Origin of the sequence: Aporhodopirellula rubra, from assembly GCF_014192335.1 — a bacterium.
Lineage (GTDB): Bacteria > Planctomycetota > Planctomycetia > Pirellulales > Pirellulaceae > Rhodopirellula > Rhodopirellula rubra.
The window spans coordinates 106394-122368 of sequence record NZ_JACHXU010000026.1 but is presented as its reverse complement, the minus strand read 5'-3'; the positions used below and the strand labels follow the sequence as shown (position 1 = coordinate 122368).

General features: G+C 56.0%; 13 protein-coding genes. 8 read left to right on the top strand and 5 right to left on the bottom strand.

Annotation, left to right across the window (positions count from 1 at the left end; translation table 11 throughout):
• Window positions 1-23: 23 nt before the first annotated feature.
• The gene (locus FHS27_RS26040; RefSeq protein WP_184308578.1) at window positions 24-1457 is read left to right on the top strand and encodes an EF-hand domain-containing protein; all 1434 of its coding nucleotides are present in this window, start codon (window positions 24-26) and stop codon (window positions 1455-1457) included.
• A gap of 148 nt (window positions 1458-1605) precedes the next feature.
• A complete protein-coding gene (locus FHS27_RS26035; protein WP_184308576.1) occupies window positions 1606-2577 on the top strand; it encodes a hypothetical protein in 972 nt (323 codons plus the stop codon).
• Between the two features lie 148 nt (window positions 2578-2725).
• Here FHS27_RS26035 and FHS27_RS26030 read toward each other — a convergent pair whose 3' ends face one another.
• From FHS27_RS26030 to FHS27_RS26020, 3 genes are all read right to left on the bottom strand, one after another.
• Window positions 2726-3382, bottom strand: a complete 657-nt coding sequence (locus FHS27_RS26030; RefSeq protein ID WP_184308574.1) for a hypothetical protein — start codon at window positions 3380-3382, stop codon at window positions 2726-2728.
• Window positions 3383-3443: 61 nt separating this feature from the next.
• Entirely contained in the window at window positions 3444-5507 is a 2064-nt protein-coding gene (locus FHS27_RS26025; protein WP_184308572.1) for a serine/threonine-protein kinase, read from the bottom strand.
• Window positions 5508-5630: 123 nt separating this feature from the next.
• Complete coding sequence (locus FHS27_RS26020; RefSeq protein WP_184308570.1) at window positions 5631-6455, bottom strand: hypothetical protein; 825 nt, start codon at window positions 6453-6455, stop codon at window positions 5631-5633.
• 361 nt (window positions 6456-6816) lie between these two features.
• On the opposite strand from FHS27_RS26020, the gene FHS27_RS26015 reads away from it, so the two are divergent.
• From FHS27_RS26015 to FHS27_RS26005, 3 genes are all read left to right on the top strand, one after another.
• Window positions 6817-7032: a hypothetical protein gene (locus tag FHS27_RS26015; RefSeq protein WP_184308568.1), complete on the top strand. Its 216-nt coding sequence runs from the start codon at window positions 6817-6819 to the stop codon at window positions 7030-7032.
• Between the two features lie 407 nt (window positions 7033-7439).
• On the top strand, window positions 7440-7949 hold the full coding sequence (locus tag FHS27_RS26010; protein ID WP_184308566.1) for an FxsA family protein: 510 nt from the start codon (window positions 7440-7442) through the stop codon (window positions 7947-7949).
• Window positions 7950-8359: 410 nt separating this feature from the next.
• Complete coding sequence (locus FHS27_RS26005) at window positions 8360-9655, top strand: DUF2314 domain-containing protein (protein WP_184308563.1); 1296 nt, start codon at window positions 8360-8362, stop codon at window positions 9653-9655.
• Window positions 9656-9720: 65 nt separating this feature from the next.
• Here the strand turns inward: FHS27_RS26005 and glmM are convergent, their stop codons facing one another.
• Window positions 9721-11067 (bottom strand): phosphoglucosamine mutase, encoded by a 1347-nt coding sequence (gene glmM / locus FHS27_RS26000; protein ID WP_184308561.1) that lies wholly within the window; start codon window positions 11065-11067, stop codon window positions 9721-9723.
• Window positions 11068-11298: 231 nt separating this feature from the next.
• On the opposite strand from glmM, the gene FHS27_RS25995 reads away from it, so the two are divergent.
• Genes FHS27_RS25995 through FHS27_RS25985 form a run of 3 tightly spaced genes read left to right on the top strand, consistent with a single transcriptional unit; the run spans window position 11299 to window position 14806 of the window.
• Entirely contained in the window at window positions 11299-13014 is a 1716-nt protein-coding gene (locus FHS27_RS25995) for a formylmethanofuran dehydrogenase subunit A (RefSeq protein WP_184308559.1), read from the top strand.
• The gene (gene fhcD, locus FHS27_RS25990; protein ID WP_261363969.1) at window positions 13011-14018 is read left to right on the top strand and encodes a formylmethanofuran--tetrahydromethanopterin N-formyltransferase; all 1008 of its coding nucleotides are present in this window, start codon (window positions 13011-13013) and stop codon (window positions 14016-14018) included. The genes FHS27_RS25995 and fhcD overlap by 4 nt, the downstream gene beginning before the upstream one ends.
• Window positions 14015-14806 carry a formylmethanofuran dehydrogenase subunit C gene (locus tag FHS27_RS25985; RefSeq protein WP_184308557.1) on the top strand — a complete coding sequence of 264 codons (792 nt, stop codon included), beginning with the start codon at window positions 14015-14017 and terminating at the stop codon, window positions 14804-14806. Before fhcD ends, FHS27_RS25985 begins: the two co-directional genes overlap by 4 nt.
• A gap of 62 nt (window positions 14807-14868) precedes the next feature.
• Here FHS27_RS25985 and FHS27_RS25980 read toward each other — a convergent pair whose 3' ends face one another.
• Window positions 14869-15933 carry a calcium-binding protein gene (locus FHS27_RS25980; RefSeq protein ID WP_184308555.1) on the bottom strand — a complete coding sequence of 355 codons (1065 nt, stop codon included), beginning with the start codon at window positions 15931-15933 and terminating at the stop codon, window positions 14869-14871.
• Window positions 15934-15975 lie beyond the last annotated feature (42 nt).

The window sequence follows — 15975 nt, the reverse complement described above, 5'->3', positions numbered from 1 at the left end:
TATTTCTTCCCCAAGGCGAAACGATGACAATTGCAAGATGGACGAGTTTGTTATTGGTTGCGAGTGCAACGTGGATGCTCGCACCAACGGTGTCGGCACAACCGCAATCACGTGAAGGCCGCGGAGGGCCTGGGCGTGGAGGTCCACCAATACATCGTGCTGGAGGCGGCCCCCCATCCGGTTCGGATGTCGACCGAGGAGGTCCCGGCCGGATGATGCAGCACCTTCCGATCTTCGCAGCGATCGACGCCGATAGCGACGGAACCATCTCGAGCGAAGAACTCGAAAACGCATCTGCGGCATTGAAGACGCTCGACAAAAACGAAGACGGAACACTCGACGCAACTGAAACCCGACCTGATTTCGCAGGTCGCACGAGCCCTCCTCAACGTGGACGTGACGCCGATCAAGACAACGCCCGTGGCCGTGGCCCTCGTGATGGTTCGGGGCGTGGCAACGCAACTCGAGGCGGTGAATCTCGCGGCCGCAATTTCAGTGCACGAGATGGTAGACACCGTGACCGTGGCATGAGCGTTCGAGACGGCAAAACACGCGAACGTATGGACGCCGGACGAGGCGGGCGCGGTGGCCGGCACAATGCACATCAGCAAGACTCACGTGGCGGTCGTGGCGATGCACGAAACGGTCGATCACGCGGTCATGAATCCTCCGCCCGCGGCCGTGATTCGCGTGGCGGCAAACACGGTGCACGAGATGGTCGCGGCCGTAGCAATGAGCGGGACGCCCGACCTAGCGGACGAAACGATCGCAATCGTGACGCCCGCGGCGGCGGACCTGGTAACCGTCATGAAGGCATGCAAAACCGAGGAATGCGAAGCCGCAGCGAGGGCGAACGCGACAACGATGAACGCGGTGCACGCCGCGGCGAACGAGGCCCACGTGACGGCAGTCGTGGAGAAGGTCGACGTCGTCAAGACGCGGCAGCGGCCGCCCCATCCTCAGTCGACGAATCCTCAGACGATCAACCCAATGAAGCCCAGTCGAACGACAAGGAAGAGGCAACCCAGGACGAATCATCTCCAGAAGGTGCCCGGGCGGAACGTGGCGAAGACGACCGTCCACGTCGACCTGACTTTCGTGGACAACGCGTCCGTGGCGAGGGACCTCGTGGCGAAGGCTTCCGTGGCAACGGCCCCCGCGACGGCGAAGGCCCTGGCGGTCCTGGAATGAGGGAGCGGTTGATGCAACTCGACACGGATGACGACGGCGAACTGTCCGCAGAAGAACTCAGCGAAGTCGCTGAACGCGGCCAACGATTGCTCCAATTTGCAGACACCGACAACGACGGCGCTCTTTCGAAGGAAGAACTCGCCACGATGGCAACGCGTGGTGAAGCCATGCGACAAGGCCGTGGTGGCCGTGATGGTGGTCCAGACCGAGGCGGCAGGCCAAACCGTGGCGGGCCCGACCGCGATGGTGGTCCAGACCGCGAGTAGCAACGTCCGGCAACTCGAGAATCATCCCACGAGAGAACTTTCTCGTTTTTCTGGTAACACTTTCGACAGCGATTCGCTTGGTGATTTGTAACGCGACTTTGGTCGCCAACAACGCACTCAACGCCCAAACGCTTCGAAAGTCAGAATCATGAAAGTCCGCACAAAAAACTGGATCCGATCCGCTGCCGCCCTCGCCGTTCTCACCGCAACCTGCAGCCCCGCACAAGCCTGCGGTGGTGGCGGAGGCGGGTACAGCGGCGGCGGATATCGCGGCGGCGGATACGGCTATTCTTCACCTAGCCCGTCGACCTGCGGAAGCGCCGGATACTCGGCCCCCATCCAACACGCCGGGGCTCAGCCGTACTACAACTCGGTTTCTCCTGCCGCTCCAACCCGATTCCAGCCCGCAAATCGGATGACCGCACCGGCCGGATTCTCCAACGGCCAACAACCCGGATTTGCATCCCAGCGACAAACCGCTCCCAGTCAACAGACCAACGCGTCTTTCCAATCGGCTCCTCAGCAACAGCGACAATTTTCCGGATCGGGAACCAACCCTTTCAACAATCAAGCGAGTGTCCAAACGACGAATCGCTCCAACGCAGATGTTGCTCAGCCCACTCGGCAGTCCACCGCTCCGGCTCAACAAAATGTTTCCCGGCCTTCCGTTGCTCAATCGCAACGACCAACCGCACCCGCGGCGACAGCAAACTCGGAAGCATCCGCTCTGCAAATGCTCGCCTCGCTCAGTGGAAATGCAGGCTCAACACAATCTGCTCCCGCAACACAGTCGAGTATTCCCGAATTCGGTCAACTCGCCCGTGCCACGCAGGCCACCGCCGACACGCCCGCCCATGTCGGAACCTGGTCCGTCTCTTTGCCCGGTGACCAATCGGTTTCACTAACGCTCAACGACGACAATACATTCACTTGGTCGGCAACAAAGGGAGGCAGCACCAAGAGCTTCAACGGTCAATATCGCCTGAGTAACAATCGTTTGTCGTTAGTACGAGCGAGCGACCTGCAGCAAATGCAAGGCGACTGGACCTCGTCGGCGAACGGGTTCGTCTTCAAAGTAGACGGCGATACCACCGGAGCATTGAGCTTCACTCGCTCCTAGACGGCGAAGATAACCGAGCGATCATCTCGGAGGTGACGAAACGCGAAAGGAATTCCTGACGCGTTGGGCGATTGCGGTGCGGCAATCAGGAGCCGATGCGTTAGCGAGCGGATACTTCTCCTCCCTCGCTGACGCATCGGTTTTTTCATTAACCGATCGCGTTTTCATGAGACGCGAGTCGTTGCTGACGCGATGAAAGCCAGCCAAAGAGAATCGAACCGCCCAACAAACCGGCCAAACACAATCCACCCAAAACACCAACTGCGGCGAGTCGATGTTGTAACTGGTGATTCTGAACCAATCGATTGAGCACCTCCTGGTGCGACTTCTCGATCCGCAGCAAACACGCACTCTCGTATTGAACGGAGTCACCGGTTTTCACAGTTCCGTCGTAACGCCGCGAAATGAGTTCATCACGAACCCAATCGATATCAATACCAATGTCTTCGGATCCAACATGCTCAGGCAATTCTTGCAGCTTTTGATCAACGTAGTTCTCAACCGCGCCAAGAGCCATGACCTCCATCATTTCCTCGGCGGTTTCCGGCGAAGGAGCGGGGCCTGACGTAATCGCGATCACGACGTCCTCACCGTCCACTGAATCCATCGGACTGCGACCTTCGTCAATCCAAGTCGGACGATCCAACGGATAATCGAGATGATCCAATGGGGGAACACTCAACGCCACCGGAGCCGAGTCGGACGTTTCCTCTTTCGCATCATCTGCGACGGATAGACCTGCCCCTAACGACAAACTGAACATCGTGAACAGGAGCAGCACGGTCGCTTTGGTTAATTCATTCATCGAATTCTCTCGTCTGAAACATGACGGCACTGTGATAGGCGAACACATCGACATTGACTGCTCACGTCGACGTTAACGCCGCCACGGAATCCGTCTTCACCCACGGAGCCGACATTTGCGTCATCACGACAATCCCACCAGCGATCAGCATTCCCGCGGGCTGAGGAACGGGAATCATTTGATGCACAATCCACTCGCCGACAACCGCGACCGAAACCGCCCACAAACTCAACCTCGCACGTCGCAACGGATCAACCGGCTTCCACATTCGAAGCAACGCAAACAAGACGGCGAAGTGAGCCATCATCGCCGCAGCCTTTGGAACCCCTGACCCCTGATAGAAAGTCATCGGAAGCCTCGTCGCGTCGATATCTCGGCTGAGCCCTTGATCTAGCGGCACCATCAACACGTCGGCGAGTAAGTAGGCAATCACGCCCACCGCAGCACCGAGAAATGATGCCGACAAACGACGCGTAAATCCGTCGCCTTCACTGGACTCCCATGCCTTTCCGAGTCCTAGCAAACCGAACGATCCCAACCACACCACGCATGCCATCCAAACGTACGGTGCGATCGTCAACGGACTGACCACGGAATTCCGCAGCCCGATCACCGATGAGATCAACAATAAAGTTGCTGCGACGACTAACGAAATCATTCCCGACGTCGTCCACTCGGCGGCCATCGATGTTCGTGTTCTCTGTGCGAGCGATTGACGCAACATCTGCCGCATTTGCGTTTTCGACAAACGTGCCGGGACCGGTAGTGGACGTGATGTTGGCGCGGATGCGTTGTGCGGGCCGTTTGGCATATGCGTCGCCCCCGGTGACATGGCGTGATTGACATGCGCTGCCCGACGGTGCTGATCGTGCGTGTGTACGTACGTATCAGGCTCCGCGATCTGCAACACGACATGCCGAATCACATAATACGGAATGTAGAAAAAACCAATTAACGACAACATTGGCACGAGCCAATGCGTGTTGATCAAAAGGATCATCACAGTCGCGAGAACAATGACGAACTTGGATCCCGGTGACCTTTCTAGGTTTTGCCACCACTGTTTCAGATCCACAAAACTCATCCGGATCGCTCGCGCGATCGGCTCTTCAGACGTTGGATGGCTCAGCACAACTTGCGGTGCGGCTGCGTTCATTGCAGGCGAGGCAACGTGCGGCCGCGTCGGTGCGGCGGGCTGCGGTTTGGTCGGTTGCGACGCCTGTTCCGATCGATTTGGGGACGACGAACCGTATGGATTGGGCGACCAAGTCGCCGATTGAACGTTCTCGTTTGCCCAAGGGGTCATCGCCATCATGGTTGGGATGTCCTTGGGTCGATCCGTCGGATTTTTCTGCAAACACGCAGCGATCACGGGACGAAGCTCATCCGGGATGGTTGACAAATCCGGCGTGTCGGTGAGGTGCTTGACAACAATTTCCTGAGGCGTTTCGCCGTCAAAAGGAAGCCTCCCGGTCAGCAGCTCAAACAGAATGATGCCCATCGCATAGATATCGATCTCGCGACCATATTGACCGCGACCGATCTCGGGCGCCATGTAATGCAACGTCCCAACGCTCTCGGTGTGTCCGCTGCGATGAGACGAAGAAATAAACTTGCTCAACCCGTAATCACCGACTTTGATGATCCCGTTGTCGTCAAACAAGTTCCCCGGTTTTAGGTCTCGATGAACCAAGCCGGCCGAATGCAGATGAGCCGTTCCCGCGGCCATGCCACAGAACCATCGCCTCACCTCATCCATCGTCAACCCGCTCGGCAGCCCCTGACTGCCCTGGACCGTAGCTCGACAAACGCGTCCCGAAGGATCGGCTTCGTCGAGCACCTCTCGCAGGTTTTTGCCTGCGACGTATTCCATCACCACCCATGCCTGGTCGTCATTATCACGGCATATGTCGTGTAACGAGACCAGGTTCGGATGTTTCAGATTCAAACAGTGGGAAACGCCTCGGAGTTCAACGGCGAGGTTACGTTGAATCCTTTTCAACGCGACTTCTTTGCCTGCTTGGCTGAGAGCAAAATAAACTTCACCGAAGCCGCCGATGCCGATACCACGACAGATCGTGTACCGGTCTAAGACAGTTTCGTTAGGGGAATGCGTGAAGTTCATGATGTTGCAGTTGAAGTCGAACTCGCCGGAACAGGAGGTGCCACTTTGCGAAACGGCACAGGCCGTCTCTCGTCACGGTACCGGAAGGCGTTCAACCATCGCGGCACCGGACACATACACGGACTACAGCGAAGAATCGGCACTCAAGTCGATCGAGACGAGAGCGTCCGAACCTGCCCCATTAATCCCATTCATATACGCGGAAATGTCTTCGAGCAAATTCTCATCCGAAGGCTCTTCGAGATCGATTTCGCCAAAGTATTCAACGTCCACTTTCATCGTTTCCTCTTCGACGTCGATCCGCATCGCAATCTCGTCGAGCAATTCACGTGAACGCGACAACGCACTGTCATCGAGATTCAACTGACTACTAGTTTGTGCGACTCGCAACGCGCCGAGACGAGCTTGCAAGTTTTCGACTTCAACTTCGAGTTGGCGTCGTGCATCGAGCATCGCTTCCATCCGCTCACTGGCCGCCCGTAACGAGGCTTGGCGTGCGGACAACATCTTTTGCAATTTGTCAGAAGTTTGCTGACGCGTTTTGAAGCGTTTGAACCGGTTGCCCAGATCCGATTTGACTTGGACCGAGGTGTAGGTCTTGCCACCGTAACTGTACGTTGGGCTTTCGTCACGAAGGTCGTCGCTGAGTCGTTCGATCTCGCTCTGCGCCTCTGCTAGCCGCATATCGGTTTCACCGAGCTGCCTTTCTAGTCTAACGACTTCGATTTTTTCTTGAGCAATTCGTCGAGCGTTATTTTGAATTTCCGGCTGCAGGTCCACAATCATTTGTCGTGCCCGCTTGAGTTCCCACTCCAACGGCACCGCATCGCCCGCGGAGTCGGTCAAATAGTTCCAACCGCATCGGGCGTAGGATCCGATCGGCGTTGCCAGCGTGATTCCGGACAACAAAGCGAACGTCGTTCCGGCCAAGAAAAGTTTGCGTAACATGGTGGTTTTCCCCAAATTTCGAAGTGTTTCGTTCCCTCACCGGTTACCCGCACCAGCGGCGTTTTCGCCGACAAAAAGGCACGGCCCCGTGATTGATCTAGGTGTTCTTCGTTCTAGGCGGAGGTTTCTTGGCAAACTGGCGCGAAAAATCCGCGGAATCCGGCTCGGACGCTTTTTAGGTTGCCTTTCCGTAAAAATGCCTTGCGATCCGTCATTAATTCTGCGAAATCGGACATGTACTCGGTAGAAACCACACTGTTCGGACGATCAGACTGGCCTCGTGGCATCGAATTTGCCGAACTTTCTTTTAGCTCGGTGCATCTTACTAGAGTTCACTAACGCTTTTATTTGGGAGTTCATCATGGCTATCTCCTCTAATTCAACACCACCCTCTGGAGGGAACGATTGCTATCAGGAAGCGGTCGTTTCCCTTGACTGGCAGTCGCTCTCTATTCGTTTCGATGACGAAGTATTCGCCGCCGATTTTGGTGGGTGGATCGAAAAAGACCTCCTCGTGATGGAAGGCCGCCTGAGCCGATTCGCGACGAAATCCTCGACACAACGTCGCAGCCGCTAAGTCCAACAGACACGACGGTGCGGTCGACGCTGATTGCTCCCGCTACCGAAACCTTCGCCGGCCACGTAGCGGGTTCTTTCCCGTGTTCAGACCGGTTTGGACCGCTCGAAGTGACGGTCTTTTCTTTCGCCAATTCGAAGGCATCTGCTTTCGCTCACGTCACACGACGTTTCTCTGCGAGCTTCCTGGATTGGGCTCCTTGGCGACAGACTCGCGATTTTCCACTCGCGTATCAGTTTGGTGCGATTGCGTCTTTGGATCCCATGGAAACCCGCTGCTTCCTCACAACGAATCGAGCTCGTTTAACGAGTTCGGAACGGCATTCGCTTTCTAGTATCCGCATCGCCTGATTCTGGGTCATTCGATGCCAAGGTGGCAGTCGGTTGCGTTCAAAGGTGGAAGTAAAAATGTTGATTCGATTATTTGCTGCGTTCATTCTGATCCCATTCGTTGAGTTAATTCTGCTATTACGTATGGCGGATGCAACGAGTTGGTTAACGACTCTCACTATCGTGATCGTGACTGGGATCATCGGCTCCATTCTGGCTCGCCGCGAAGGCCTTGCAGCGATCGCCAGGTTTCGCACCGCACTTGCCGAAGGCCGCATGCCGGGACGCGAGATCCAAGATGGCATGATGATCGCATTTGCCGCAGCATTATTGCTGACACCCGGTTTGATCACCGACTCGCTCGGCTTTCTCTTACTGACTCCCTTCGGACGACAATTCGTAGGTGGTCATCTGCGACGCCGTTACGGCGGCAGATTTCAAGTTCACGCCTCGGGGTTCGGCACCAGAACCGGTCCCGATTTAGAGCGAGACTTCGAACCATCGGGCGCGCCGCATACCCAATCCAACGGCGACCGATACACCGTGGATTCCCCAAGCTTCGGCCCTAAACAAAGCCAGCCTCATTAGGTAATCGGGCACGCGTGCCCTCGGACAGTGTGCACGCGTTGCGCTATGCCATAATCCTAGACGACATATCAGTGGGCCCCAAATCCCAGGCCACCTCACACCATCTTTCTTGGCCACTAAATCCTTGCTTGCTGAACTTACCGGAGTGCTAACGACGCTCGTTCCCAGAGCGATCGAAAGAACGCTCGGCGTTGGACGGTCTTCTGAGTCCGTAATAGGCATCTTGAGTTATCGATGTGGTTGCCTCTGCGGGTAGACACCCCCAAAGAAGCCTCGTCCTGGTGGAGCGGACGACACACACGCGGCGACGCGAATACGATAACCTTCGGTGGTGATTAACAAATACGCAAACATCACTCGATGGTCTAATACCTCGCGTTTTTCAAGACTCCTGTCCTGGACATGATCCATTGAAACCGATTTTCAAACGCCCACGTTTTGGCACCACGTCCACCGCATTTTGGGCCGCGACAATCGGCCTCCTGCTCATCATCGCAGCGGTGGCGGGTTGGCCGAATCCGGTGATCTTTGTGATGGGTGCTATTCTACTTGCAACAGGGCTATTGATTTGGCAGGAAATTACTGCCGGTTTATGGATCGGTTTAAGCGTTTTTGGACTGTTAACGGTACTACACCTCACCAGAGCAGCTACCTACTTCCAATTGAGATATCTGATCTACAGTCTCGCATTCGCGCAATTGGGATATGAATGCTGGCGTGGGCTGCAGCGGACGCGAGATGGCATCGACTCTGAAGACATCGATGACGAAAACGGTGACGGAGAAGAGGACAAACCGATGATTTCGTTGGTGCTGTTGCAACGCCAACCGAAATATCTCGAAAACATGATTCTGACCAAAGTAGTCGAATCAGCATGGGGCGGGGATTACTCAAACAGTGACGCCCAAAGCGATGACGATGCAGATGACGGCGACGGATTTGTCGTCGGCGAGAGTCCAATGTTCGTTATCAAAGCCCCTGCGGGAATGTTCTTGGTTCACAATTTCGACGTGCCATACTGGGACAACAAAGACGAAGTCGTTGAGGCAATTGGCGAACTCAGACTCCGCAACGCCGTTGAAGAACACACCGCTTGGCTCTCGGTCGACATGCTCACGCCCGGAGATGAGGAACCGGACTTGAACGAAGCCTACCTGCTCGTTGCGAAATTGCTGACCGCTCTCGCCGATGAAGATACCCTAGCGGTGGTTCGTCCCGAATCGTTGGACCTCAATGTTTGGTCGGACGATGTCGTCGCCCGCCTCCTCACGCCCGGCGCATACGAAGAGCTTTCTCTTCCAGACAATGCTCCCGTTATTCCCATCGCAGACGACGCTCCAGAGATGCGGGCAGCAATCGCGACCGCTCAACAACGATGGCCGGAATTTGCCGACGCTTTTCAGCAACGAGCCAGTCATGACAAGGCCGACGATGGACCAAGTTTTGTCGTCAAGGCAAAGATCACTGCTGGCGACTCGACCGAGTTCATTTGGGTGGACGTGATCGGACTGGAACCCAAATTCGTTCACGGTCATCTCGCCAACGATCCAGTCGCACTCGGCGATCTAAAACTCGGCAGCCAAGTCGAGTTTCCCATCGAAGATGTTTGCGATTGGTGTTATGAAAAGGACGATGAACCGGTCGGTCTATTCAGCCTCGAAGCGATCCGGCAGATCCAAGAGGCTCAGCAAACAAACGAGCAATGAGAATCGGACGTCGGCAGGCGACGTCGATTCCGCACTCATCTACCTAGCACTTCACATGGTGCCGATCATGGATTCAACAATCCTGCGGCAGTGTCACACAACGATTTTGCTTTCGCCACCGTCTCGGCTTCTGCGATCATTCGCACAATCGGTTCGGTATTACTGCCCCGAACGAGCAACCAACTGTCGTCCCATTGCAACCGCAGGCCGTCACCGGTTTGTGCCTCGGCATCACGAAAGTGTTCTTGCAACCTTTCAAAGATTGCAGGTAACTGCTCAACCGAAATTTCCGCTTTGTCCTTATGAATCGCCAGTTGAGGCAATTCATCGGCGAGCTGACTGAGCGGTTTTCCGGTTCGAGCCATCAAGTCAAGCACCTGAGCCATGCCGACGAAACTGTCACGAACGTACCCGACGGTTGGATCGATTGGCCCTCCGTTACCTTCACCTCCGTACGAAGCTTCGTTAGCAATCATCATGTCCGCGACGTTTGCTTCGCCAACAGCGCTTCGTAAGGTTTTGACGCCGTGCTGCGCGGCAACTAGCCCGCTCATCGAACTGGTGGCCCCGTTGATCACAATCGGTCCGCTGGTGCGACCGACCATCATCGCGCGAGTCACACACAACGCGAGCGTTGCCTCTTCTCCGATATAGCGACCGTTCTCATCGATCAACGCCAATCGATCCGCATCGGGGTCTTGGCAAAAACCGATCGCACATTCGCTTCCGGCAACGCGTGAGGCGATCTCAGTGAGGTTGTCGGCGGTCGGTTCAGGAACGTGTGCGAATAAACCGGTCGGCTCATCACCAACGGCTTCCACCACGCATCCGAGCGAATCGAGAAGCCGTTTCCCAAGAATGCCTCCGGCGCCGTGATTGCTGTCAATCAGCACATGAAATGCTTTCTTTCGAACGAGATCAACGTCGATGGTCGCAAGGACTTTTTCGAGGTGCCCTGCGTGGGGGTCGGCATCGCGACTCGTCGAACCGATCGCATCGAACGCGCACCATGCGGCCGTACCGTTGAGATATCCGTCACGAATTTTTGCCCCTGATTCGGCGTCGAGTACGCGTCCACTCGCACCGAACAGCTTGATCCCGTTGTAGGGCGGCGGGTTGTGACTGGCCGAAATCTGCACCGCCCCCGCGGCCGAACGTTCACGTACCATGACGCCGATCGTTGGGGTCGCGGCGACGCCCGCATCGATCACATCACGTCCACATGCATTCAAGGCTGCCATGATTGCGGCGCCGAGCATTGGCCCCGTGGTGCGTCCGTCACGCCCAACAACAATCGGGCCCGGTGGAACCGATGCAGCAAAACTGGCGACAAAGCGACACGCGACGTCCGGTGTCAACGTTTCTCCGACGACGCCGCGGAGTCCGCTGACGCTGATGATCAATTTGCTCATGAAAATCGTAATTAAAGGGCAACATTGGAAGTACTGTCGATCGCTCTTCGAGAGGTCTCGCCGCACTACCCTAATCACTCAAACTCAACGGGAAAATGAGTGGCAGGTCGTTCCCTCGAACAATACGACGTCAATCCACGGTGGCCTACTGATCCCGGTAAGATTGTGTGATAATCGCAACACAAATCCAATATTTCGCGACCACAGCTCCCACCTTCACCCCTTAGGCCCATGCTGACCCGTATCCGTGGCAGTCGCTTGATCGATCCCAAGCTGGCAGACGGTCCGAGTGCGTCACGCGAAGCCAGTGATCTATGGTTTCGGGACGAGACGATTGCGAATCCGCCCGCGACCCCCACAAAGCCCGATTTGGATATCGACGCCACCGGGTGCGTCACGATGGCGGGCGGGATCGATCTGCACACGCACATCGGTGGCGGCAAAGTCACACTCGCGCGAATGTTGCTGCAGGACCAAATGCCACCCTGGCGAGAAGCTCGTCCCGAAGGCGCATCATCGCCCGCGTTGTCTCAATTCTTGCCCGCGGCCGCGACAACCGCGTCACGATATCTTGACATGGGTTACACGACGTGCCTCGAACCGGCGATGATCCCCTGCAACGCACGATCAGCGCACGCTGAAATGGCTGACGTTCGCGGAATCGACACTGGTGGCTACTGCCTGTTGGGCAATGACGACGTGCTGTTGCAATTGATTGCGGAGAACGCCGATCAACGAATCATCAACGCCTATGTCGCGTGGATGGTCATGGCAACCCGCTGCATCGCGGTCAAAGTCGTTAACCCAGGAGGCATCAATGCATTTAAGTTCAACACCAGGTCCTTCGATGTCGACACTCCGCATCCAAAAAACGGCGTGACCCCAGGTCAAATTATCCGTGTACTCAGTCGAGCCGTTTACGAAATCGGTTTAGCTCACCCACTCCACATCCATTGCAGCAACCTTGGCGTCCCCGGCAACATCGCCTCCACGCTCGCCACCATCGAAGCCGCAGACGGATACCCGATCCATCTGACGCATGCACAGTTCCATTGCTATGGCACCGATGGTCCGTACAAGTTTTCGTCTGCCGCCTCGCAGCTAGTCGACGCCATGCGAAAACACTCAAACGTCACCATCGACGTTGGGCAAATTCAATTCGGTCAAACGGTCACGATCAGTGCCGATGCGATGCATCAGTATCAAAACATCAAACACGCAACACCTCGCAAGTCGGTGCTGGTGGATATCGAGTGCGAAGCCGGTTGCGGAGTGGTGCCGTTTCGATACCGTCGCCGTCAATTCGTCCATTCATTGCAATGGGCAATCGGGCTTGAGTTGTTCTTGATGGTTGACGACCCGTCACGTGTGTTTCTAACCACCGATCATCCCAACGGTGGCCCTTTTACCGCGTACCCTCATCTGCTCGCGCTGCTCGCGGATCGAAGCCTACGAGAAACCGCGTTGGCGGAAATCAACTCAGACGCGGCCGCCTCGAGTTCGCTCAAGGGAATCGAGCGAGAATACACACTCGATGACATCGCAACGATGACTCGCACCGCACCGGCGAATATCCTCGGACTCAGCGACCGAGGCACGCTCGCCCCTGGAAAGATCGCAGACGTCGTGGTTTACCGAACTCAAAACAATATTGAAAACATGTTTCGAATACCCGAAATGGTTTTCAAAGCGGGCAAATTGATTCGTCAAAAAGGGGGCAACGTCAACAGCATTCGTTCGATCGACCGAACGCTCGCTGCCGATTTGCAAAACACGACGATTGAGTTCGAATCCAATCAGATCGCGGATTTTCGGTCTCGCTATGCCAAAAACGGAACGTTCGCGTTGGACCGTCTGTGGATTAACGAAAACGAAATGGAAGAGGTTCTCGGCAGCCGACTGCAATCGGCCGGATTGCGTTCTACAAGTGAAGGGGCCTCTGCATGATCGACGAGGGAGCCGAACACGACAACGCAAACCACTGGATCGAGCACGCGCCGCTGCGAATTGACGGGGTGCCAATCCAAGCGACCTTTGCCGAGGCGTTCGACATGAAGATGACGCGACTGGTATTAACGGCCGCCGATCGGCAGTGGTGCCATCACGCCGCCGCAGCGATGGTTGGCTTTGGGACCAGCGTGATCGCGTGCGGTGTCGAAATTGCCGTCGAACGCGAACTCTCCGCTAAAGAAACCCCTGACGGCCGCCCGGGTGTCGCCATCCTCGCCTTTGCGGTGTCTGGCAAAGAACTCGAAAAGCAGATCCCGCGACGGGCCGGCCAATGCGTATTGACCTGCCCAACGACGGCACTCTACGCAGGCCTTGAAGGGGATCGTAATGTCTACCCCAACCGCGTCCCTCTCGGCAAAACCCTTCGGTACTTCGGGGACGGGTTTCAGATCAGCAAACAAGTCCAACATGAACGAGCCGACGGCCACTGCGAAACGATTCGATATTGGCGAGTTCCTGTCATGGACGGCGAATTCGTTTGCCAACATGACGTCGGTCGTACCGAAGCAATCGGCGGAGGTAACTTCATCCTGCTAGGGCGATCGATGCAATCGGTATCGAAAGCCTGCCGCGCCGCGATCGACGCGATCAAACCGATGCCCGGCGTGATCACACCTTTTCCCGGTGGGGCAACGCGAAGCGGTTCCAAGGTTGGGTCTCAATACGCTGCCTTGTTCGCGTCAACGAACGAAGCGTTTTGTCCTAGCCTTCGAAAAATGACCAATTCGGAATTACCTGCCGCTGCTTCCGCGGTCCTCGAAGTCGTCCTCGACGGCGCGAATTTTGAGCAGATATCCGATGCGATACGAGCCGGAATCAACGCTGCGTGCGAAAGCGTCGGCGAGGCAGGTTTGGTGGGGGTCACAGCGGGTAACTACGGTGGCAAGCTCGGCCGGCACCACTTCCATCTCGACAAGATCATGACGGAGCGTCCCTCATGAAAGAGATCACACTAACAGTACGAAGCCTCCAAATCGAACCGGTCGATGTCTCGGATCTCAAACTCGATCAGCTAATCGAAAATTCTGCCAACGAAATTGCGAAGCTTTCCGTACGATCGGCGATCTACGACTTCGAACTCGGAGATCTGTTCGACGTCGATTGCCGTTCAATCGACCACGAAACACCGAGCCTCATCTTGCGAGGCGATTGCAAATCGATTCAACGACTCGGACATCAACACTGTTTCGGCATAATCCGTGTGGAAGGTGACATTGGCGACAATTGCGGTACCTGCATGACGGGCGGCAAGATCATGATCAACGGCAACGCCGGAGACCAACTTGGCGGCCCCAGCGGTGCACGAAACATCGGTATGAACGGCGGGATAATCGCGGTGTCCGGCAGCGCCGGTCGATTCGCAGGTCACCGAATGCGTCGGGGAGAAATACGAATTGCGGGCGAGGCGGGCGACTCACTCGCCGCTTGGCAGGTCGCCGGAACGATTTTTGTCGGCGGCACGGTCGGCAACCACTTGGCGTACGGGATGCGCCGGGGCACGGTCATCCTGGGAACTCCGGCGCAACTACCGCCATCCCGCTTTAGCCTCCCCGTCACGCTCGAAAGCCCTTTCGAACAGATTCTCCTCGGCCGCGCCGAACTGAAACACGACGTTCCCCTACTCGACCGCAAGAAACGCGAGCACGACTTAGGAGAAAACCCCTGGTGCGTCAGTCGAGGCGACCGAACGATTGGTGGGATCGGAGAAATCTGGCAACCGCGTATTTGATGCAATGCGATCGCGTCGCCAATCCGATCAATTATTCAACCGAAGCATCGTCCTGCTAGCTCCTACAAGCCGGTGGCTCGCAAGACTTGCTCAGCCAATTCAGCGTCATCGTCGGATTCTTTCGTCCAATCGGTTTGTTTGACGATCTCACGAGCCTCGTTACTGATCGGGAGTCGCCATTGATCGACGAACAGTGGCGATAGATCCTGTTTCGCAGCACGGCACGCCGCCAACATCCAGGTCACGGATTGGCGTTTTGCATTGGTCGGCTTGTTTCCGCGTTCGTTCTCGCCATACTCGGGCATCTGGTGAAGCGTGTGGTAAAACCGTTTCACGAATCCATCACCCCCAAAGTCTCGCCTCAAACGCAACATCGCCGAGGCATACATCACGGGTTGATCGCACGGTCCATCATACGGACGAATGCGAGCTTGTTTCTCACTCAACGATCCAGAATGCGTCATCGCGGTGATGAAGTCGAGGTCGGATTGACTGTAGGCATCGATCGCATTTTCAATGGCCCGGCGAGTTGAACGGTCGTTGTCGATCAATTTCAACTCGTCCATGCAGCAATAACTCATGAAGACCGCGTAGCCGGTAACAAAGCAATCATGCTTCTTGCCAAAAACGTAGTAGTTACGTCCCATTTCGTAGAAGTAGTAGTGCGGCATCGCCTGAGCATTGGCCTGCACTTCTTTCCAATCCGAGGGAAACTTCCCGACCTCGATTCCTGTCCCTCCCACCATTCCACAACCCAATCCACACGTCAGACTCGCGTTCGGAACCGCCGCGATCGTCGGCTTGCCCGCGTACATCTTGTACGCTCGAGGCTGCGTGCCGGTGATCTCGTGATAGAACGCCCAACCTCGATCGAGATGACCGAGAAATGTTTCCATCGTCTCCGGTGCGTGGTTTTGCTGCGGCGTTAACAAAACAACTTCTTTACCGTGCCAGGGATACATTTCACCTGAGACGTTTTGCTGATTCCATCTCTCCGGGTAAAAGGCCATCGACTGGTAATCGACGACGTCCGTCGGAACATCCACTGCCTGGGCAGGGGCAACGGAGTAGACAGGAACCACGACAAACGCGAACAGTGTCGCGCAAATCACAAAAGCGTTTTTCATAGAAGGAGCGTTTCGTCGATTTCGGTGGATACGGCGGTAACC